Origin of the sequence: Streptomyces sp. NPDC051664, from assembly GCF_044453545.1 — a bacterium.
Classification (GTDB): Bacteria; Actinomycetota; Actinomycetes; order Streptomycetales; family Streptomycetaceae; genus Streptomyces.
Map to the genome: position 1 here is coordinate 166,724 of NZ_JBITCU010000008.1, position 19,871 is coordinate 186,594.

Genomic DNA, 19,871 nt, shown 5'->3' on the forward strand with positions numbered 1-19,871 from the left:
GGATGTGGACGACCTCCTTGATCAGCGGATCCAGAAGGGCAGGAGGTCTGCATGTGCGTGGAAGATCCTCCACGGGCATGCATGCCTCCATGGGTTCCGGCCCGCGCATTGCCATGTTCCATCCGCTCACCCCAACGGCGCCACTTGGAGAAGGCCGCATTCCTCCGCGCTGCAGGTTCCCCAGGTTCCGCGGCGGCCCCGTCGCCGCCGGCATCGCTCCCCGCTCCGTACACGGCCGTCGGCCCGCCGAGATCAGGCCCTCCGCGAAGGCCTTCGCATCGCCCGCCGCAGCGCAGGCCCGGACTCGCCGGTGCCGGGTTCTCCTCCGGGGCGACGGCCCACGGCAGACTGCCAGGTGCGGTCATCGTGCTGGTCTTCCTCTTCGGGACGTCGGACGTCCCGAAGAATCAGCCGATGGCCGCCTCATATTCGGGCTCGACACTCGCCACACGGAGCAGGGATGCAACCGCAGCAACACCATCCGACCCGCTGCCCGTCCCGTACCCCGCCGGGAATGCATCGCCCCCGTTGAGGATGACCGACGACCAGCGTCGATGGACGCACGGCACGCTTCGGTCCAGCCGCAGCTATCTGGCCCGATTCCAGTGGCGGAAGCTGTGGCAATTCGGGCCGTTCCGTTGGGGTGACGTCGCTCCCTGGCGCGCAGCCCGGGTGGCCGTCGGTGTGATGGTGCCGCTCGCGGTCGGATCAGCCTGCGGACGCCTCGACTACGGTGCCTTCGCGGCTCTGGGAGCGCTGCCTGCCGGATTCGCTTCGTTCCAGGGCGTCACCCGGAGCCGGGTGGCGGCCGTGGCGGTGGCCAGCGCCGGCATGGCGGTGTCCACCTTCGTCGGCGCAGCCACGGCGGCGGCTGCGCCATGGCTGCTGGTACCGGTCGTTGTCGTCTGGGGGTACGCCGTCGGGCTGGCCGTCTGCCTCGGGCCGAGGCTGAGCGTGGCAGCCCTCCAATGGCCGGTGGGGCTGTTGATCGCGATCGGTATGCCGCTCGGGCCGACGGAAGCTGCACTGCGGGCCGGCCTGGTGCTCGCCGGTGGGCTGTTCCAGGGCGTGCTCGTCGCCGTTTCCTGGGCTTTCCAGCGAGGCGATCCGGAGCGCGCGGCGCTCGCCGAGTCCTACCGGATCCTCGCGGTCTACGCCTCCGGCCCGGCAGCCGGGCACTTCGGGCCGCCGTCGGCGATGGCCTTGCCCGCGTCTGTCGCTCTCACCGACCCCAACCCGCTGCTGCCCATGACCGCGCGACTGCACTTCCTGGACCTGCTCGAGCAGGCGGAACGCATCCGCGTCTCGCTCGCGGCTCTGGCTGAGTGTGCAGCTGTCGACCCTTCGGAAGCCGCCCTTCGCCCTGCCGCGGACGCCGCCCGGGCGCTGGATCTCATCGCGGACACCTTGAGTGCCGGACGAGCCGAACGTGCCGGACGGATCCGCGAGTTGAACGAACTTCTGCCGAACCTGGCCGACGCCCCCGGCACCCGTGGGCAGTTGGCCACCGAGGCGCTCTTCGGACAGCTCCGTGCCGTTACCCGGAGCCTGGCCGGACTTGACGCGGTGCCCGGGCGAACGCCGGTGAACCGTAAGGCGATCAGCCCTGTGGTTCCGGCCGGCCAGGACGGGATCGGATGGGCCGCCCTCACCCTGCGAGCCAATCTCGCCCTGTCCGGGGAGACCGGGCGTCACGCTGTGCGGCTGGCCGTGGTCGCGGGGCTCGCTGAGGTGATGGTCCAGGCCACCGGCCTGTTCGAAGGCCGTTGGGTGGTGCTGACGATCTTCCTGGTGCTCAAGCCCGACTACACCTCCACGGTGTACCGCAGCATCCAACGGGCAGTGGGCACGGCCGTCGGAGCCGGGCTCGGTGCGGCAGCAGCGTCGCTTGCCCACCCGAGCTCGGTCGGGCTGATCGTCGCGGCCGGGATCGCTGTCGCGGCCGCCTACGCCCTGTTCGATGTGAACTACCTGATCTACAGCAGCTTCCTCACCGTCTTCATCGTGATCCTCCTCGACATCTTCGGCCTGCCCGCGGACACCACCGCCGTGGCCCGCCTGACCAACACCGCTGTCGGCGCGGTCCTCGCGCTCATCGCCTACTCCGTGTGGCCGACCTGGGAAGGACTCACCGCCCAGGAGAAGTTCGCCCGGATGGTCGAGGTCCACAACACCTACACCACTGCCCTGTTGCGTAGCCTTGCCCATCCCGCGCAGACCGATCCGGCCCGGCTACGCGGCCTTCAAGCGGCCGCCCGCCGCGCCCGCACCGACGCCGAGGCATCCTCGGACCGTCTGGCCGACGAGCCGCCGCACTCGCCGTTGACTCCCACCGTGGCGCGGACTCTGGTCGCCGTGGTGACCCGGATGGCCCATACCGAACTGTCGCTGCACGCCCTCGTCCCGCCGCAGGCAACGGTCATCGGCCGGGAAGAAGGCGGGGCCCGGGATGCCGATGCCGATCGGCTCGAAGCCCTGGCAACCGCGTTCGATCTCGCGATGATCACTCTGGCCGAGGCGGTCAGGACTTTGCAGCCTCCCGGCCCGATTCCCTCGCTCCGCCAGGTCCAGCGCGCGCTGCACAACCGGCCGACCGCGCTCGATCCCCGTCTGCTGCAGATCACGGACCATCTGGTCGATACCACCCATACGCTGGAGGACCTCCTCCGGCGACATCTTGCTTCACCATGAGGGTCGACCGAGCCGGCATGCACTCGACCTCGGACGACTCCGGCAGCTTCGCCGCCATCGCGGAGTACAGGGACGCCCCGGTCGCCAGGGCCGACTGCCCCGGGGCGTGATCCCGCCCCGGTACGAGCGGGATGTGACGCGTACCGGGGCGGGCGATGGTGACCCGGCGGATCAGGATCGGGCCGGGATCAGCTGAAGACGACGGACCGGAGCTTCAACCGCTCGGAGGCGTGACCGCCGATGGGGCGGAGGGTGAAGGAGTCGCCGTCACAGTCGGGGCCGGTGAAGACGGTGGCGGTCGAGACGGTGTAGTTCCAGGGGGAGTCGGCGGGGTTCGACGAGTTGGGGTCGGCCACCTCGGGCAGCGTGACGCACTCCCCGCTCGGCGGGTTGATCAGCTCGGCAATCTGCGGGGTGCCGTCGAGACCGGTGTAGCTGTAGGCGAAGAACCCGACGGTTGCACTGGCCGAGGTCGGGAGCGTCACGACGAGCGCGAGCGCGCCGAGGGCGGCAGCGACGGTGGTGCGAAGGCGCATGGAGGGCACTCCTGGCGGGATTCGGAGGAATACGTTCCGATTCAACCTGTCCCGGTGACCTGCGGTTATTGCGGAGCGCGCGCCCTCGTCACCCGGAAGTGAACAGCCGAATCGGTTCTGCCGACGCCATGTGGGTCACCTCCCGCTCCGTCGCGCTCGTGGGGGCCGGACGGGTGAGGAGCCGGGCGGCCGCGGCGAGGCCCGGCCGGCCGGGACCGGTCTCCCGAGTGGAAGGAGCAGTACACGTCGACCACCGAGGGGGTGGTGGTTGCTCGGTGACCTTGGCGGGGCGGTTGGATAGAGGCCCTCAATCGAGCGATAAGGAGAGGGTCTTGGACGGGCGTCGGTCGGCAAGGTCACGATGCTGGGCATGATCCCCCGTCTTCACGGACGACGAGCCGCCGTGGGCCGGAAGCGGGGATAGTTCCCAGGAGTTCCCGTGCTGATTCCGTCCGCCCCGCAGGTTTGTGCCCCGCCCGGCAGTCCAGAGATCGCTGCGCCTCCTGTCCGCCTGACCCGGACGCAGGCTGCGGGGCGGCTGGGCCGCTCTGCGGCCATCGGTCTCCCGTCCGGACAAGAATGTCGCATTCATGGCATCTGACGCGCCGGGGATGCCGGAAGTCTTGGATGTCTCAACCCGCCCGCCGAAGCGGCCTCCGATTCGCTGGTGGAAACCGGACGAGCCGCAACTGCCCCCGCGCACGGTCGCGTCGGCGGCCATCACTACGTCGGTCGGATTGGCCTTGTTGGTGGCCGTGGGGGCCCTCATGCACCAGATGGTGCTTGTACCGCCGCTCGCGGCCACGATGGCGATCGTCACCGCGACTCCCGCCTCGCCTCTGGCGCAGCCCCGCCATGTCATCGGCGGCCACATGCTGTCCTGCCTTGTCTGCTTCACGGTGCTGGCCCTCGGCTGGCACGGCCCTTGGGCCGCTGTCGTGGCCTGCGGCATCGCCTGCGGACTTGTGCTCGTGCTCAAGGCGGCCCATCCACCAGCCATGGCGACCGCCGTCATGATCATGCTCACCGCCCCGCCTGCTACCCGCTTCGTACCCCTGCTGGCCGTCGGCGCGGTGCTGCTCGTCATGGTGCAGATGGTCGCCGCCCGTCTGCAGCGAGAGGTCTATCCCACCTCCTGGTGGTGAGCTGATGCGGAGTTGCCTGCGGAGCAGATGAGCCGGTGGCCGTCGACCCGGATCCGCACGGCCGGCATCTCCTCGCGGGATCGCGCGATGGTCCGCCCTGGAGGAACGCCGGGCCCGACAGTGCCTCCGCACGCAGGTGGGAATGATCCGGCGCCTGGTGAACACCTCCAGCGGCGAACTCGCGCTCACTGCCGCGGACATGGTGGGCGTGACGCCTGCGAACCACCGACACGGCTCGATCTGGTACGCCTGACCCACACCGAGGGCGTGACGTGAAGTCCCGTTCGCATGGTGGGAGATGGCGGGGGTGCGATACGGTGACGAAATCATCACGCTCTGTGTGCGCGCGTACGCAGAGCGGCCCCCGGCGGTGCGCCAACACCAACCGAGGGCCTTCATCGCCAGTGGAAGTAGAGGCCACCGGAAATGCTGCGTCATGCTATCTCCCCGTCCCGGCGCTTCACGAAGGCATCGCACGATGTCGTGCGCCATCCGCGTCTGAGCAGTGACGCGAAGATCCTGCTCCTGTACGTCCAGGGCCTTCCCGAAGACACCCCTTGCAGGCCCCTGAGTGAACTCGCCCGGAAGCTCGGCATCAAGGGCCGCGCGTACCAGAAGGCGAAGGAGCAACTTGTCGCGCACGGGTACGTACACGAGTGGCGAAGCCAGGGCGGCCGAGGCCGCTGGATCACCGAGCAACTGGTCGCGAACAACCCTCTGACGATTGAGCAGGCAGAACACCTGCGAGGGGCCCCGCCCGCCACCTCGCCACCGAGTACGCAGATTCCGACGGTCGGCGAACCGGCCACCCGGACGGTCGGTGGCTATGAACCCGTAGAAGACCACAGTGATAAGACCACTCCCCACCCACCCTCCGAAGCCGAGCCGGCGACGGACCCGGAACCCGAACCGACGCCGAGACCGTCCGACTCCCACCAACTGGCCTGCGCGGAACGGGTCCTGCTCTCGCTGCGACACACCCGCCGTGAACTGCACCTGGGAGCACGCGAGGCCCGCGCACTGGCTGGGGAGGCGGTCAAGTGGCTGGAGCGGGGTCTGAGCGAGTCCGACCTGCGACGAGCGCTGCTCGCCGAACGCCCGGAAGACGGAGTGCGCTCGGCGTTCGGCTTCCTGCGCTACCGCCTCATCCAGAAGCTCCCCGCGGCCCCACCCCCGCCCCCGTCGCCTCAACTTCCGTCGTCGGCTGCCCTGGTCGTCTGCTCCTCGCCCGGCGAGGAACACGTCTTCCGCCCCCTGGGAGACGAGACGGAATGCGCCGCGTGCCGCCAGGCCACCGCATACGCGAACTTCTGCGGCATCCCCGCACCGGAGCCTGATCGCATCCCGTGGCGCGATCGGTTCGCGAAGATCAAAATGAATCAGTCGTGCCCCGGCGGCTAAGGGCTGTCCCGTAATCCCGGGTGGATCAGCTCGCGGCGTCGGACGCGGTGCATCGCAAGGCGGAGGGGCGTCCTCATACTGGGCGTATTCGGGCGTTCCGACAACGCAGCGAGGTGCCGTAGCTGTCGTCGTGCGCCCGCTCGCATCACCGCCTGAGGAGCCGCTGTTCTCCGCAGCGTCCACGACGGTATCCACGATCTCGCCGATGGCGGCCTGAGACACGTCCTGTGGGCTGTCCACGACGACCGGCTCCGAGGCGGCGATCACTTCGTCCGCAGCCGGGTCCGTGAGCGTTACAGCGACCACGCTCGGGTGACTACGTCGACGTGCAGTAACTCGACGTCCATCAAGTCGACGTGCAGTATTCCGTAACCCGTAATCTGTAATTCCCGATTCCTTACCCAAAGTCGGTTAATGGCTATGGGTAACGGACTCCGTAATAACCCGCATAAACGCGTACTCGAAAAGATTTCACGGAGTCGCACAACCATTCACTGGTGCCCCATGTCTGATCAGTGGAGTCAGCAGACTCCAGAGACTGACTGGATCGGGCGCCGCGGAAGCATGCAACGGAGCAGTCCCGTGCGCCCCTTTTTCAGACGTGGGGAAACACATGCGCATTCGTGCCTCTGTCGCCGCAGTGACAGGCGCCCTGGCCCTCTCCGCCCTCGCCGTCCCGGCGGCGCAGGCGGATGACAGCAACACCGTCTCCTCGTTCGCGCAGAGCGTCGAGACCGACGCGGCGGTCGACCCGGCCGACGACGTCAGCGGAGACACCACGATCTCGAACGTGGTCGTAAACGGCGGCAAGGCCGTCGTCATGGGTGCGACCACGAAGAAGACCTTCACGGTCAGCTTCACCGCCACGGACGATTCCGGCATCGAGTGGGCGACCGCGGTGCTGTGGCACGGTTCGACCTTCGACAACCTCGACGGCGGCGTGGTGCCCAACGAGGACGAGGCCGTCTGCACCAAGGTCAACGGCACGACCTCCACCTGCAAGCACACCTTCACTGTCGATGCCAACTACGACCTGCTGAACAAGCTGGCCGGCGGCTGGAAGGTCTGGGCGATCGCTCAGGGCACGGACGCCGACTACGTCCAGAAGGACAACGCCAAGGGCTTCAGCCTGCAGCGCATGTCGAAGCTGACGGTCAACGCGTCCCCGGAGCCGGTGGTGAAGGGCAAGACCATCACGGTCACCGGCGCGCTGACCCGTGCCGACTGGGAGTCGAACAAGTACGTGGGCCTCAGCGGCCAGTCGGTGGTGCTGCAGTTCCGCAAGGCGGGCACCACCAACTACACCAACGTCAAGGGCATCAAGTCGACCACGGGCGGCGCGCTGAAGACCACGGTCACGGCGTCCACCGACGGCTATTACCGCTTCACGTACGCGGGTATCGCGTCCACCGCGACGGTCAGCGCCGCGGGTGACTACGTCGACGTGAAGTAAGTCGGCGTGAGGTAAGTCGGCGTGAGGTAGGCCGACGTGAAGTAGCCCATGGCCCCGTAGACGCGGGGCCCGTAACGGATCATCGGATTTACGCGGGAAAGCGGCGGTCGACCCACCTCCACACGAGCTCCAGGGTGGCCGCCGCCACCACGGCGATACCCACCGCGACCCACGGCATCGTCACCCCGACCAGCTTCAGCGCGAAGAAGTCCTGAAGTCAGGGCACAGCGAGCACCTGCAGGAACGCCACGCCCATCGCGGCGACGAGGCAGATTCGCCACCAGGTGTACGGCCGGGCGGTGATCACGAGCACTGCGCGTCCGGGGACTCCTCGGTTGGCGTCACGACCTCGGCCGTGACCGTCATCGACTCGGACACCTGGGGCGGCGGGCTGTGTGGACGTGTACGACCATGCTGCGGGCTATTGCGCCCGAGTCTGCCCGGGAGCGGTGAAGCGGGCCCGCCAGAGGTCGCGGAGCAACGCGATCTCGGCCATGTGGTGGATGAATTCGAGGTTGGACCCCGACAGCACGTCAACGTATGGGTCGTCGGGGTCGGAGCCGTACGGGTACTGCGAGAAGCCGATCGTGTCGAGTTGCTCGTCGGTCATGGCGGCGACGCTGTCGCGCCAGCGGTCGATCAGCGCCAAGAACCGCTCGACGGCCACGGTGGCGGAGGGGGTGAAATCGACCAGCAGCTTCGGCTCCTGCCGCCGTTCACCGAAGGTCCACTCCCATTGGCCCGCGAAGCAGAAGTGGAGGTGTCCCAGCCGCCACGCGATGGTGGTGACCGGCGCATCGTCGGGCTCCGGCGTGCCGGTGTGGGCGAGGATCTGCTCGACCCGCTCGACGCTCACGCTCCAGTCGTCGGCGATCTTGGCGACTGTCATGCCGCCGGCGGCCTGCCGGGCGACCTCGGCGTACTCGTTTGCCGGGATCCGCGGTTCGCCCTGGTCGAGCACCCACTCGCCCGGCCCGAAAGCCCTGGGTGTCGTCGCCTCGCCCCGGGGCCGGATCGACCAGCAACCGGGGACCGGTTCCCACAGGTACTCCTCGTCGCCGAGCCCTGTCAGCCGCACCTCGGCCATCTCCCTGGCGAGGTCGAACTGGCCGACCAGCAAGCCCAAACGGTCGGCCCGCGCGTGCTCATTCCCCATGCCTGGCTCCGTTCGCGGTCGCGGCTCGTACTCGCTGCGTTCGGAGGGAAGCTAACGGCTCAACTCGCGGGGCGCGACTCATTTTCCCGCCACCGAAGCTGCGCAGTGCCACCCGTATCACCGCACCCGTTCAGGCCGTCCAATCAACTCCATGGTCGGCGTCACTTCCGGCGGGCAGCCGTATGTCAACGCCTTCTGGGACGGCTCCAAGATGGTGTACGGGACGGGCGACGCCGAGTACAAGCCGCTCTCCTCCGACCTGGACGTGGTCGGCCATGAGATGACCCACGGCGTCGTCGAGAACACCGCGAATCTGGTGTACGCCGGCCAGTCCGGCGCCATGAACGAGGCGATCGCCGACTACTTCGGCAACGCCATCGACGTCACCGCCTCCGGTACGTCCATGAGCGACCCCGACTCCGGGCTGCTCGGCGAGGACCTCTGCCGCAGCGCGACCCCGCGTGAGTGCGCCTTCCGCGACCTCAACGACGGTGCGACCACCTCCAAGAACTTCCTCGGAGTCTCCTTCGGCGCCGACAACGGCGGCGTCCACCTCAACTCGACGATCTACTCGGGTGCGCTCTGGGACATCCGGCAGGACCTGGGCGCCGACCTCGCGGACAGGATCGCGTACAAGGCGCTCAGTGAGTACATGACGCCGCTGGACGGCTTCACCCAGGGGCGCAACGCCACGATCGCGGCGGCCAAGGCGCTCGGTGTGACGTCCAAGCAGCTCGGTGTCGTCACCCGTTCGTTCAACGCCCATGGCATCGTGCCCGGTTGGGAGCAGGCGCTCGGCGTCGACTCGGACAAGCTCCTGGGCAAGCTCAACACCTACTCCACCGGGACCGGCGCGGGCGGCGGCTGGTGGGCGGCCTCCCGGTCCAACGACGACGGATCGGAACCGTTCTCGGTCTGGGCGGGCAGGACCGCCGGCGGCGGACTGCGGATGATCAGCTCCAACGACGGGAACTACAACGTCTACCCGGCGACCGACGGCAAGACCGTCGTCTGGGCCTCGTTCGGCACATCGAGCATCGATGTCTACACACGGCCGATCTCGGGCGGGCTCCCGAAGAAGGTCTGGTCCTCCTACACCTCGATCGGCGAGCTGAAGATCGACGGTGACGTCGTGGTCTTCGAGGAGACCGACCCCTACGGCCGACGACATGCCGGTTACGTCAACATCAGGACCGGCCGGCAGGCGTACGTCGACGGAGGCTCGTACTCCAAGAGTTCGGCGCTGCCCTCGGTCAAGGGCACGACCCTCGCGTACGGAAAGGTCTGGCCGGACGCGTCCGGCTACCACCTGGGCATCGAGACCCTCGACCTTTCCACCGGAAAGACCACGCTGATGCCGGGCATCGACCAGGCGCAGGCAATCGGCGGGACCGGCCTCGACGGCACCCATGTCCTGTGGCTGGCGGACGACGACGCCGACGGCACGCTGGCGGTCCGCAGGGCCAACTACGACGGCTCCAAGCTGCTCGACCTGACCCCCGAGTCGGGCGACGGCGCGCTCTACGCCTCCGCCCTGTCGGTCAGCGACATCTCGGCGACGGTCACCGCCCAGGTGCCGGACACGGTCTGGCGCAATGAGTCGCTCTCGAAGCTCTGGCAGGTCCCGACGGACGGCACGGGCCCGGCGGTGCGCGTCTCCTGCAACCGCGGGGAGCAGCTCTACGCGGCGGCCGACGGCGGGCAGCGGGTGGTGTGGATCGACGGGACCACGGGCTACACGGACCTGGTGACGCGGGAGCGTCCGGCGGGCCGGTGTGCGTGAGCAGGTAACGGTCAGCCTGTAGCAGTGGTGGCATCACGGGCATGACGGAGCCCCCGGCGCGAGGACGCGTCGGGGGCTCCGCTGCGTGCTCGTCCACCGCACCCCGGCCGTTCAAGTGCCGGAGTGTGCGCGATGTCTTGACGCGCCCCTGACATGATGACTTCATGGGAGCGCTCCCATCTTCCTTCTGATGCTCAGGCTTATTGGCGCTCACCCTCTGGAGTCGCGATGAGAACAACAAGAAGTACGACACGAAGAAGCCCGGTCACCGCCCTACTGGCCGCACTGGCCACCCTCCTCGGGATCGTCGTTCTCGGTGCCCTCGGCCCGGCCACTGCCCACGCCCAGTCGGCGGGCGACCTTGCCACCGGCCTCCACATCAGTGACGGCCGCTTACTCGAAGGCAACGGCAACGACTTCATCATGCGAGGCGTCAACCACGCCCACGCCTGGTACCCGGGCGAGACCCAGTCGCTGGCCGACATCAAGGCGTTGGGCGCCAACACCGTCCGCGTCGTCCTCTCCGACGGCTACCGCTGGAGCGAGAACAGCCCCGCGGAAGTGGCCGACATCGTCGCCCAGTGCAAGACCAACCGGCTCATCTGCGTACTGGAGGTGCACGACACCACCGGCTACGGCGAGGACGCAGCGGCCGGCACGCTCGACCACGCCGCCGACTACTGGATCGGCCTGCAGGACGTACTCGCCGGCGAAGAGAACTACGTGATCATCAACATCGGCAACGAGCCCTGGGGCAACACCGACCCCGAGGGCTGGACCGCGCCCACGATCGCCGCCGTCCAGAAACTGCGGAACGCCGGGTTCGAGCACACGATCATGGTGGATGCGCCCAACTGGGGCCAGGACTGGCAAGGGGTCATGCGCGCCAATGCCCAGTCCGTCTACGACGCCGACCCCACCGGCAACCTGATCTTTTCGATCCACATGTACAGCGTCTACGACACAGCCCAGAAGGTCACCGACTACCTGCACGCCTTCGTCGACGCCGGACTGCCCATCCTCATCGGTGAGTTCGGGGGTCCCGCCGACCAGTACGGTGACCCGGACGAGGACACCATGATGGCCACCGCCGAGCAGCTCCGGCTCGGCTACCTGGCATGGTCCTGGAGCGGCAACACCGACCCGATCCTCGACCTGGCGATCGACTTCGATCCCAGCCGGCTCAGCTCCTGGGGCCGGCGCATCTTCAACGGGGTCAACGGCATCGCCCAGACCTCCCGGGAAGCCACCGTCTACGGAGGCGGCAACCCCGGCGACACTCAGGCCCCGTCCACTGCCGGAACCCCGACCGCCTCCGCCGTGGCCGCCACCTCCGTCACCCTCACCTGGCCTGCCGCCACTGACAACGTCGGCGTCATCGGCTACGACATCGTCCGCGCCAGCGGCGGCTCCGAGGCCACGGTCGCCGCCGCCACCACCAACACCGCCACCGTGACCGGCCTCACCGCCGACACGGCGTACACCTTCGCCGTCTACGCCCGCGACGCGGCCGGGAACCGTTCGGCCCGCTCGGCCACGGTGAGCGTGACCACCGACAAGGGCGGCAGCACACCCGGTGTGGGCTGCGCCGTCGGCTACCGCGTCGTCGGCGAGTGGCCCGACGGCTTTCAGGGCGAGATCACCATCCGCAACACCGGCGCCACCACCATCAACGGCTGGACGCTCGCCTTCGCCTTCGCCAACGGCCAGACCGTCACCAACATGTGGGGAGGGACCCCCACCCAGAACAGCGGCACGGTGAGCGTCGCTCCCGCCTCCTACACCTCCACCATCCCCGCCAACGGCTCGGTCACCGTCGGCTTCACCGCCGCCAAGGGATCCAGCAACGCCGCCCCGACTGCGTTCACCCTCAGCGGCACGAACTGCACCACGGCCTGACCTGGCCGTCCTGCTGACCGGCGGAAGTACTCGCCCCCGTCGGTCAGTGCGCCGTCCAGGCCGAGCGCAACCGAGGACGTGGCGCAGCTGCCGCATCTGTCCGAAGGGGAGGTGGCCGTCGTCGTGCCGCGCGAGCTCCTGGTCGAATACTTGCCGAAGATCAACGGGTCGGCGACGGCTCAGCCGGATGAGGGCGGACCTCGCCTGCGGCGGGGACTGCGACCCACAGGGCTCACCGAACGACAGCGGCAAACGATGTACGGACCCGCCGGAAGCTCTTGTGCCCACTGCGTCCGGTGTGGCTCATGCACTCCACGTCGACACTCGCGGAGTCTGTCGAGGGTTCTGCGGCCCAGTCACACCAGAGACATTCGGCCTCGTAGGTGACGTCTGTGTCGGGGTGTTCGGTGATGCGGTGGAGCACATAGCGGTACGCAGCTCGCGCACGGGCGGCCGTCACGTGTGTTCCCCGTGGTGTCGCCGCAGCTCGACATTGCAGTCGGCGACCGTCGACCAGTTGCCGACACCGGCAGCTTCCTTGCGTTCCCTTGCGAGTGCACCACATACATCGCATCCGGAGCCGGGTTCGGGCGATACGGGAGGGTCCACCACATGCACCGGCGCAGCCATCGTCGTCCTGGGGTTGCTCATGAAGGGAACGCTAAGGAGGCCCAGTTGGAGAGGCGACACGATATTCTCGAATATTCTCGCGTCGGCCTCAGTCATGCATCGACATTCCTGGACGACGGCGGAGATCCTGTGACTTGGAGAGCAACCATGCGAAAGGCAGGTCGACATGGCACGCAGACTGCGGTTCAACGGCACAGGCAGCGGCGGCACCGGATGCCCGTCACTCCATGAAGATCTCGACAGCCGGGAAGTCATCGTTCACGGACCACCGCTCAGCGCCCCCGAGGACGTGGCGCAGTTGCAGCATCTGTCCGCAGGAGAGGTGGCCGTCGTCGTGCCGCGCGAGCTTCTGGTCGATTACGCCCCGAAGGACGCCACCCGCGCAGCGAGGATCATCGACCTGGACGAGTTCGAGAACCTGTTCAAGACGTTCAAGTACACGGCATGGCGCCTGGAGACCAGACGACGCTATGCGAGCGACGAAACCACACACACCTACCGGCAGTTCGTGGAGAGCGGCAGCGCCCAGTGGGACTTCGACGACCCGTACTGCGCCATGATCCGGGCACAGACGGAGCAGGGGAAGCGGGTCGAGCGTGTCCGCATTGCCGACGAGCCGCCGACCCCCGGTCAGCTCTACCTGCTCGACAACGCGAAGCGGAACACCGCCCTTGGTGAGGACATCAGGAATCTGCGGAGGGTCGAAGCGGTGCGGCTCGGACTACCGGAAGAGGATTTCTGGATCTTCGACTCGCGACTCCTCGCGCGGCTGAACTTCGATTCCGACGATCAACTCGTGGACGTCGAGCTCATCACGGAGCCGGCAGAAGTGGTGCGCTGCTCGCTGGTGCGTGATGCGGCGTGGCACCACGCTGTCCCGCATGAGATGTTCACGGTCGAAGTCAACGAGCTCGAATGAAGGCATGAGTTGAACTGGTGAGTACGGACTATCAGCAGGCACGGGCAGCCCTGGGCGCCAGGCTCCGGGAACTCCGTGTCGCGCACCCTGGAGGACCACTCACCGGCTCAGAAATGGCCGCACATCTCGGCTGGCCGCAGTCCAAGATCAGCAAGCTGGAGAACGGTCGCCAGACCGCAACCCCCGATGACCTGAGGTTGTGGGCGGTCGCGACCGGCCACCCCGATGCGTACGACGAACTGCACGCTCGCCTGCAGGGATTCGAGTCGCATGTACGTTCATGGCGTAGGCAGCTCGCGTCCGGCCACCGCCCGGTACAGGACACCTGGAACGAGCTGGTCGCCGGTGCCTCGACCATCCACAATTGGGAGCCGACCATGGTGTCGGGAATGCTCCAGACGGCGGACTACGCGCGCCATGTCTTCGTCCGATACGCGGAGCTTCAGAACTCGGTCCCTGACACAGAAGAAGCTGTCCGATCCCGAATGAAACGGCAGGAGTGGCTGTACCGGCCGGGCAAGAAGCTTCATGTCCTGATGTGGGAAGCGGCATTGCGCACCTTGATCTGCCCGCCATCGGTACTGGCCGCGCAACTGGACCGCCTGGCCGGTGTCATCGGCATGGACACCGTCACTCTCGGAATCGTCCCCCTCCACGCCACAGTGAGGGTCCCTCCCGCCAATGGGTTCTGGAGCTTCGACGGCCGCCTCGTGATCACTGAGGACTGGCACGCCGAGCTGTGGCTCGACGACGCGGACACCATCGCCACGTACCAGCGGGTGTGGCAGGGCCTGAGCGAATCCGCTGTGTTCGGGACCGAGGCGCAACACGTGATCGCCCAGGTGCGCCGGAGCCTCGACGTTCGCTGACTGTGGGCGTCACGCTCGATCGGACGCCGACCTACTGGGTGCGTGGAGAAGCAACGAACCGCGCCCACGTGCTCTGGCTTACGGCTATGTGGGGCCTGCGGGGCTGCTTGGAGTCCCGCACGCCGACCGTCGATTGGAGGTCAGCAACCTCGACACACTCCGTGCCGCTGCCACCACTACGACTGCTCTTCCGCCACTTGGGGCGGGCGAAAGGTTGATCCATCATGAGCACACATGTTCGCGACTGAAGGGAGTCGGTGCGCAGACCTGGCGCTGGAGACCTTTCCCATGAGGCAGCGCGGAGGCAACCCTCACAGGAGGTGGGTCTATCACGCGCCGAGCTGCTGATGTCGTACGGCGGTGAGGAACCCCGCCCACGATGCGCTGCCGAACGTCAGCATCGGACCGTCAGGGGACTTCGAGTCGCGGACCGCGATGGCCTGTGGGAGGTGGGTGGCTTCAACGCACTCAGTTGTGTTCGCACCGCTGTAGGACGATTTGAACCAGCTGAGAGGCCTGTGGGAGTGAGGAACCGAATGCATTACATCTCCTCGCGAACGCGCTCGATCAAGGCCGACGACGTGGCCATGTCCAACGCTTGTGCACGCAGGTAGTCGAACGCAAGTCTGTATCGGTCGAGTTCCTCGTCCTTCTCCATGAAGAGCGAGCCGACATGCAGGTCGACGTACACGACGTCCAAGCTTGTCTCGACCCCGCCGAGAATCACGAAACTTCCCAAGGCCGCGCCGTGAGCGCCCTTGGAGAACGGCAGGATCTGCAAGGTGATGTGTTGCGAGTCGTTGGCTTCCAACAAGTGACCCAGTTGATCGCGCATGATTCGGGGGGAACCGACCACGCGCCGGATCACTGACTCGTCGAGGATGGCCCACAGGTGGGGTGGCTTGGGTCGGCTCAGGATCTCCTGGCGTTTCATGCGGATATCCACGAGACGCTGGATCTCCTGGGATGCCAGGCGCATCTCGCTGGCACCTTGAATCGCTGTGCTGTAGTTCCGTGTCTGCAGAAGGCCGGGCACGTAAGTGCAGGAGAAGTGGTCCTCGCGCACGGCCTCGTCCTCAAGCGTCAGCAAGAGATTCATGTCAGGTGGGATGGAGTCCGTGTACAGCCCCCACCAGCCCTGCTGCTTGGCGTCCTTCGCCAGAGCGACCACGGCAGTCCGCTCCGCGTCGGTTGCGTCGTACTGCCGGCAGAGTGCGTCTGCGATGGGCCACTTCACGGGGCCTTCCTGGGTCTCGTAGCGGCTGACGGTGGCCTTTGAAACCCCGACAAGCCGTCCGGCCTCCTCCAGTGTCATGCCCTTCCGTGCGCGCAGTTTGCGCATCATCGCGCCGAGCTGGCGGCGTCGTGTGGTGGTCCTGACGGACATGGAGGCGGCCTTCCGTTCCGTGCCATGCGGCGCTTGGGCGCCAACAAGGCTATGTCGGTGGCGATTTGGAGGCGTCCGGATTCACCCGATCGATTCCCGTGAGAAGTTTCATGGAGAGACTTCTTGCTGCCATACTCGCAAACCTGACCACTCAGCGCAGTCGTTTGGATACGGCAGGTGCGGCTGAAGTGGCGCCGGAAGGAGAGCGCATGTCCGGACACGACAACAGTTCGCAACTCCGCAGCGTGTTGCCGTTCGAGGCCGAGCCCGCAGCGGTTCGGGACCTCCGGAGAGTCGTCAGAGGGCAGCTCGCGGAGTGGTGCCTGCCGGCCTTTGCTGAAGAGGCCGAGCTCGCAGTGAGTGAGTTGGCTGCCAACGTGATCAAGCACGTGGGAAAAGGTGCCGCTGCCACTCTTGTGTTGGAGGCGGCGGCTGACCGGCTGCGGATCGAGCTCCATGACAAGAGCCACCGTGTGCCGGTCCTTGGATCGCCTGCTTGCGACGACGAGTGTGGCCGGGGTCTGCATTTGCTTGCCGGCATGGCTGTCGACTGGGGAACGTTGCTGACTGCGACGGGTAAAGCGGTCTGGTGCGAACTTTCAGCTGACTCGGAGCTGCACTGCCACCGGGTGCGACGGGCCGAGGCGGCCCTGGCGAATTACCGACGGGACGTCGGAGCGCCGCCATTGCTGCACAGTCGCTCGGCTCAGATCCTTGAGGAATCTGCCACCGACCTCATTGCGGATCTCCTCCACTGGGTCGCTGCCCGGGGCGGCGACCCGGACGGCCTGTTGGACGGGGCGCAGATGCACTTCGAGGCGGAGGCGGCCTGATGGGCGCAGCATACGAGTCGAAGGCGGGCGGCTACGCCGCCCCGCCGACCTTGGCGGCTTTCTCAATCTCCGCCCGCAGGGCTGCAGGGGTACGCCATGATGCGCCGCGATGGCCTCTGTGGCACATGCGGTGGCAGTTGGCGCACAGGAAGGCGAGGTCTTCCAGCTTGGTCTCTCGGGGGCCGGATATGTGGAGGGGCAGTACGTGGTGAATCTCAACGTAGCCCTTACCGAGGGCTCCGTAGAACCGGCCGAAATCGAAAGTGCAGACCTCGCACTGCAGGGGCTGCCCCAGCTTCTCCGCCCGCGCGATCTTGCGAGCCCGGAGATTGCGGTCACGTTCGCGATGCAGGGCCCATCGGGCGAGGAGGCGGCCTTCAATCGCCGAGTTCCCCTCATCATCGAGCTCATCTGGATCTGCTGGGATCTTGTGCAGCTCGCCCGTGCCGATACCCTGCCGCAGAGCAACGGCGGCCCCAAGCATCTCGGAGGGCTGGGCGATAAAGGCGGCGATCACTTCCTTGTCCAGTCGGCCACCCTTGGTGGGGGTGCCGCTGTAGGCGGGATGGTTCGAGGCCAGGTCGGAAGTCTTGCGGCTGACGCTGCCGCTGGATCTGAACTTCGGGATGGTCTGCGCTGCACCTTCGTGGATGGGCAGCGAGCGGAGCAGGTCGGAGAGATCGAGTACGCGAGAGTCGCCCTCGCGGAGCTCATTCCAGTCGTTCTCGACCACGAGTGCGCAGGCCAGCAGCAACTCGTCGTGGGTCCATGCAGGGCTTCTCGGCATGGGCCATATCGTATGAGTGTTCGCTGTCACGTGTGGGGCGGTCAGAGCGTAATGATGTGTGCCGCACACTTGAGGACGGTCGTGTTGTCAGTGGGGTCTGTCACCCTCTGTGATGGCTGGTGGCAATCGGCGCCAGTCGGGCAAGTCTGGAAGGAGGGTGCATGATCAGCACCAAGAGGGAGTTCACCTCGGTTGAGATCTGTGCCGGGGCGGGCGGGCAGGCATTGGGCCTGCACAATGCGCTGTTCAGGCATCTTGCGCTGATCGAGATCGACACGAATGCGGTAGCCACCCTCAAGGCGAACGTGGAGGGGAACGCGGAGTGGGAGGGATGCAAGGTCAAGCAGGCTGACTTGACGCAGCTCAAGCCGCTGGATCTGAGGCTGGAGCTGGGGCTGGAAGCGGGGGATCTTGACCTGCTTGCCGGTGGTGTTCCCTGCCCGCCGTTCTCCATCGCAGGCAAGCAGCTGGGGCGGGACGACGAGAGAGACCTGTTCCCGACCATGCTCGACCTGGTCGAGGAACTTCAGCCTAAGGCCGTCATGATTGAGAACGTCCGTGGGCTCCTTGAGCCGAAGGAGAAATTCCAGGGGTACCGGGAAGAGCTTCTGGAGCGTCTTGAGACCATGGGGTATGAGAAATGCTACTGGGAAGTTCTGGAAGCCAAGAATTATGGGGTTCCGCAGCTCCGTCCGCGCGCCATTCTGGTGGCGATGAAGAAGGCCTACACTCCGTTCTTCGCCAATACGAAGCCGGAAAAAAGGCCGCTCGTCACTGTGGGGGAGGCGCTGGAGGAGACCATGAAGAAGCGCTATGACGACGTAGATGACCCGCGGGCCGAGCAGGTATTCCAGAGGTGGCTCGACCAGGCGTCGAAGGGTGTCGCGCCCACGCTCGTTGGAGGCTCTAAGAAGCACGGCGGCGCTGACCTCGGCCCCACGCGGGCCAAGAAGGCATGGGAAGCGCTGGGTGTATGCGGGCTCGGCGTCGCGAATAACGCAAAGGATATGGAGCGACTGGAGAGCCAGGACCGCGATCTCTTCGCTAAGGCCGGGCCGAAGCTCACAGTGACGCAGGCGGCGATCATCCAGGGCTTCCCGGAGACCTGGAAGTTCTCAGGAAAGAAGACTGCTGCATACCGACAAGTGGGGAACGCCTTCCCGCCGCCGGTCGCTCAAGCAGTGGGGGAACAAATTGTCGCCGCTCTGAAAGCGGCTCGCGAGGCCGGAGTTGTGGCCCCGGTGCGGGAGGAGAAGGTCCTGGCTGGGGAACGGGACAGCGAGCTGTTGTTCAAGCTGGCCGACCTCTCAGCGCCTGTCATCCCGGAGCCGGCTGACCGCAGCAGCGATCGTGAGGGCGCAGTCGTCGGGTGACTCGTGCTCCCAGAAGCGGAGCACTGTCCATCCCGCTTCGCGGAGGCGTTCGTCCGTGTCCCGGTCGCGGGTGACGTTCCGCAAGACCTTGTCAGACCAGTAGCCGGGGTTGGTTTTCGGCGAGACGTAGTGCTCCGGGCAGCCGTGCCAGTAACAGCCGTCGATGAAGACAGCCAGCTTCGCCGGGCGGAAGACAATGTCTGCCGTCCGGCGAAGCCCCGGCAGCGGTTTTGCCGCTACTCGGTACCGCAGGCCCTGAGCGTGCAGAAGTCTCCGGATCAGCAGCTCCGGCTTGGTGTCCCGGCTCCGGATCGCCTGCATGTTGCGGCGCCGAGCGGCGGATGAAGCCCAGGAGCCTTCCGGAGGTTCCCAGCTGCTGTCGCTAACCATTTTCGGGGATGCCTGCGTTCCTGAGAATGCGCTGCTTCTCATCTTTAGCGAGCGCCTTTGTACGTCGCACATTATTTCTCACGATGGCGGGAACCATATCGAAATCCAGCTCCAGAGAGCGGAGCTCATAGACGCTGATCTCTTCAGTCTCATACCAGTGAAGATCGAATCCGAGCTCACGGAGCTCGCGCGCCCTCCGTTCGGTATGTACGTTATCTCCGGTCACGATACGCAGCATCGCTGCCGGAACCGGTTGCGCCAGATTCTCCTGAAGCAGAGAGAAGAGGCCTTCATGGGTCTTTCCGCTGTATGGGGAGGTAAGGAGGCTTGCCGGGACTATTTCCTGGTAGCGGGAGCACATCTCTTGTCGGATCTTCGCATGCAGTACTCTGAACTGCTGGTTCTCGGCAGGGAGATGTTTCAGCATTCGAGACTGAATGGCGCGTGCGGCGATTTCCTTGGCGTACGTATACGCTTCGAACAGCGGCTGGGGATCTGTATGATCCGAGATCTCCGAAAGGAGGATCCTCAGGGCGTGCTCAGCATCCAGTCTGAGCCGCTGCCATTCTTCCTCCGGGGAGCGTTCGCTGGTCACAGGGTGACTCCAATCTCCGATGAG

At 66.4% G+C, this 19,871-nt stretch carries 19 protein-coding genes and 1 pseudogene; 10 read left to right on the top strand and 10 right to left on the bottom strand.

The features are described from left to right. The first annotated feature begins 534 nt into the window (after window positions 1–534). The gene (locus ACIA8E_RS17750) at window positions 535–2,691 is read left to right on the top strand and encodes an FUSC family protein (protein ID WP_399298934.1); all 2,157 of its coding nucleotides are present in this window, start codon (window positions 535–537) and stop codon (window positions 2,689–2,691) included. A 188-nt stretch (window positions 2,692–2,879) separates the two neighbouring features. Here the strand turns inward: ACIA8E_RS17750 and ACIA8E_RS17755 are convergent, their stop codons facing one another. Beyond that, window positions 2,880–3,227, bottom strand: a complete 348-nt coding sequence (locus tag ACIA8E_RS17755) for a hypothetical protein (protein WP_030971008.1) — start codon at window positions 3,225–3,227, stop codon at window positions 2,880–2,882. A gap of 776 nt (window positions 3,228–4,003) precedes the next feature. Here ACIA8E_RS17755 and ACIA8E_RS17760 point away from each other — a divergent pair. The 3 genes from ACIA8E_RS17760 (at window position 4,004) to ACIA8E_RS17770 (ending at window position 7,226) form a co-directional block, all read left to right on the top strand. Further along, window positions 4,004–4,372 carry an HPP family protein gene (locus ACIA8E_RS17760; RefSeq protein WP_399298937.1) on the top strand — a complete coding sequence of 123 codons (369 nt, stop codon included), beginning with the start codon at window positions 4,004–4,006 and terminating at the stop codon, window positions 4,370–4,372. 426 nt (window positions 4,373–4,798) lie between these two features. Next, window positions 4,799–5,773, top strand: coding sequence for a hypothetical protein (locus ACIA8E_RS17765; protein WP_399298939.1), 975 nt, complete (start codon window positions 4,799–4,801; stop codon window positions 5,771–5,773). Between the two features lie 613 nt (window positions 5,774–6,386). Continuing rightward, entirely contained in the window at window positions 6,387–7,226 is an 840-nt protein-coding gene (locus ACIA8E_RS17770) for a DUF5707 domain-containing protein (RefSeq protein WP_399298941.1), read from the top strand. Between the two features lie 88 nt (window positions 7,227–7,314). Here the strand turns inward: ACIA8E_RS17770 and ACIA8E_RS17775 are convergent. Then, a pseudogene (locus ACIA8E_RS17775) lies at window positions 7,315–7,539 on the bottom strand (hypothetical protein); the annotation flags it as partial. 108 nt (window positions 7,540–7,647) lie between these two features. Beyond that, a complete protein-coding gene (locus ACIA8E_RS17780; protein ID WP_399298943.1) occupies window positions 7,648–8,382 on the bottom strand; it encodes a DinB family protein in 735 nt (244 codons plus the stop codon). Between the two features lie 142 nt (window positions 8,383–8,524). On the opposite strand from ACIA8E_RS17780, the gene ACIA8E_RS17785 reads away from it, so the two are divergent. Together ACIA8E_RS17785 and ACIA8E_RS17790 are read left to right on the top strand one after the other, a co-directional pair. After that, complete coding sequence (locus ACIA8E_RS17785) at window positions 8,525–10,165, top strand: M4 family metallopeptidase (protein WP_399299167.1); 1,641 nt, start codon at window positions 8,525–8,527, stop codon at window positions 10,163–10,165. Window positions 10,166–10,393: 228 nt separating this feature from the next. Further along, complete coding sequence (locus ACIA8E_RS17790; RefSeq protein WP_399298945.1) at window positions 10,394–12,064, top strand: cellulase family glycosylhydrolase; 1,671 nt, start codon at window positions 10,394–10,396, stop codon at window positions 12,062–12,064. A 456-nt stretch (window positions 12,065–12,520) separates the two neighbouring features. On the opposite strand, the gene ACIA8E_RS17795 is transcribed toward ACIA8E_RS17790, so the two are convergent. Further along, window positions 12,521–12,715, bottom strand: a complete 195-nt coding sequence (locus tag ACIA8E_RS17795; protein ID WP_399298947.1) for a hypothetical protein — start codon at window positions 12,713–12,715, stop codon at window positions 12,521–12,523. A 145-nt stretch (window positions 12,716–12,860) separates the two neighbouring features. Between ACIA8E_RS17795 and ACIA8E_RS17800 the strand changes: the two genes are divergently transcribed. Continuing rightward, on the top strand, window positions 12,861–13,613 hold the full coding sequence (locus tag ACIA8E_RS17800; RefSeq protein WP_399298949.1) for a DUF6879 family protein: 753 nt from the start codon (window positions 12,861–12,863) through the stop codon (window positions 13,611–13,613). Between the two features lie 17 nt (window positions 13,614–13,630). After that, window positions 13,631–14,482: a helix-turn-helix domain-containing protein gene (locus ACIA8E_RS17805; protein ID WP_399298951.1), complete on the top strand. Its 852-nt coding sequence runs from the start codon at window positions 13,631–13,633 to the stop codon at window positions 14,480–14,482. Window positions 14,483–14,513: 31 nt separating this feature from the next. On the opposite strand, the gene ACIA8E_RS17810 is transcribed toward ACIA8E_RS17805, so the two are convergent. The 3 genes from ACIA8E_RS17810 to ACIA8E_RS17820 all read right to left on the bottom strand — a co-directional run bounded on the left by ACIA8E_RS17810 (window position 14,514) and on the right by ACIA8E_RS17820 (window position 15,869). After that, window positions 14,514–14,708 carry a DUF397 domain-containing protein gene (locus tag ACIA8E_RS17810; protein ID WP_392841047.1) on the bottom strand — a complete coding sequence of 65 codons (195 nt, stop codon included), beginning with the start codon at window positions 14,706–14,708 and terminating at the stop codon, window positions 14,514–14,516. 103 nt (window positions 14,709–14,811) lie between these two features. Further along, window positions 14,812–15,024, bottom strand: a complete 213-nt coding sequence (locus ACIA8E_RS17815) for a DUF397 domain-containing protein (RefSeq protein ID WP_392841048.1) — start codon at window positions 15,022–15,024, stop codon at window positions 14,812–14,814. Beyond that, the gene (locus tag ACIA8E_RS17820; protein ID WP_399298954.1) at window positions 15,024–15,869 is read right to left on the bottom strand and encodes a helix-turn-helix domain-containing protein; all 846 of its coding nucleotides are present in this window, start codon (window positions 15,867–15,869) and stop codon (window positions 15,024–15,026) included. The genes ACIA8E_RS17815 and ACIA8E_RS17820 overlap by 1 nt, the downstream gene beginning before the upstream one ends. A gap of 209 nt (window positions 15,870–16,078) precedes the next feature. Between ACIA8E_RS17820 and ACIA8E_RS17825 the strand changes: the two genes are divergently transcribed. Continuing rightward, window positions 16,079–16,702, top strand: coding sequence for an ATP-binding protein (locus tag ACIA8E_RS17825; RefSeq protein WP_399298956.1), 624 nt, complete (start codon window positions 16,079–16,081; stop codon window positions 16,700–16,702). A gap of 31 nt (window positions 16,703–16,733) precedes the next feature. Here ACIA8E_RS17825 and ACIA8E_RS17830 read toward each other — a convergent pair whose 3' ends face one another. After that, window positions 16,734–17,489, bottom strand: coding sequence for an HNH endonuclease (locus ACIA8E_RS17830; protein ID WP_399298958.1), 756 nt, complete (start codon window positions 17,487–17,489; stop codon window positions 16,734–16,736). Between the two features lie 161 nt (window positions 17,490–17,650). Between ACIA8E_RS17830 and ACIA8E_RS17835 the strand changes: the two genes are divergently transcribed. Further along, a complete protein-coding gene (locus ACIA8E_RS17835) occupies window positions 17,651–18,862 on the top strand; it encodes a DNA cytosine methyltransferase (RefSeq protein WP_399298960.1) in 1,212 nt (403 codons plus the stop codon). On the opposite strand, the gene ACIA8E_RS17840 is transcribed toward ACIA8E_RS17835, so the two are convergent. Then, window positions 18,797–19,252: a very short patch repair endonuclease gene (locus ACIA8E_RS17840; RefSeq protein WP_399299170.1), complete on the bottom strand. Its 456-nt coding sequence runs from the start codon at window positions 19,250–19,252 to the stop codon at window positions 18,797–18,799. The two genes, ACIA8E_RS17835 and ACIA8E_RS17840, sit on opposite strands and share 66 nt — an antisense overlap. Next, window positions 19,245–19,847, bottom strand: a complete 603-nt coding sequence (locus ACIA8E_RS17845; RefSeq protein WP_399298962.1) for a hypothetical protein — start codon at window positions 19,845–19,847, stop codon at window positions 19,245–19,247. The genes ACIA8E_RS17840 and ACIA8E_RS17845 overlap by 8 nt, the downstream gene beginning before the upstream one ends. Window positions 19,848–19,871: the final 24 nt, after the last annotated feature.